General features: G+C 57.8%; 1 protein-coding gene. It reads right to left on the bottom strand.

Features of this window, described 5'->3' with window-relative positions:
- Positions 1-637 (bottom strand): immunoglobulin-like domain-containing protein (locus GYA94_RS03440; protein ID WP_218031587.1); only part of this gene is annotated, 637 nt, incomplete at both ends.

Here is a 637-nt window from a genome sequence, read left to right as displayed (position 1 = left end):
CGTTATCCACAGTGAGCTGCGCAGTAACCGGGCTCTGGGTATCGGTCACAGCTACGGACGCAGGCTGGCCGATCTGCAGGTTTTCCAGTTGCTCGCCGACCACTTCGGCCTTGGTGATGCTGACAGTGATCTTGCCTTCGTCCTTGAACACGTCATCGCCCTGCGCCGGAGCGGCGTAGGACTTGGTGGTCTCGCCTGCTGCGAAGGTCAGGGTGGCACCGGTGCTCAGGGTTACGGTGAATGGCTTGTCCAAAGCCTTGTTCAGGGTGACGGTGAAGGTAGGTTCAGTGGCTTCGTTGACCGAGACTTGATCGGCCACGATGGTGACTTTGACCAAGTCACCTTCGTTATTGCCACCTGGGTTACCCGGAGTACCCGGTTCATCGGTGACTACTGTGCTGACAGTATCTTTGCCCAGGTTCAGTTGCTCGAACTGATCGGCGCCAGCGCCCTCGACCTTGGTCAAACCTTGGGTGATGGTGACTGGATCGTTGACGTAGACGTTGTCTGGCGCAGTGACGGTAACAGAACCGGTCGCCTCACCTGCTTTAACGGTCACAGTAGTCCCGTCAGTCAGCGTGAAGGTCAGACCTTTGTGGTTGGTTACTGGCAGGCTCTGATCAGCGCTGACCAGGGT

It is taken from the genome of Pseudomonas juntendi (assembly GCF_009932375.1).
GTDB classification, from domain to species: Bacteria; Pseudomonadota; Gammaproteobacteria; order Pseudomonadales; family Pseudomonadaceae; genus Aquipseudomonas; species Aquipseudomonas juntendi.
The sequence above is the reverse complement of the archived record's forward strand: the minus strand, read 5'-3'. Positions and strand labels throughout refer to the sequence as shown.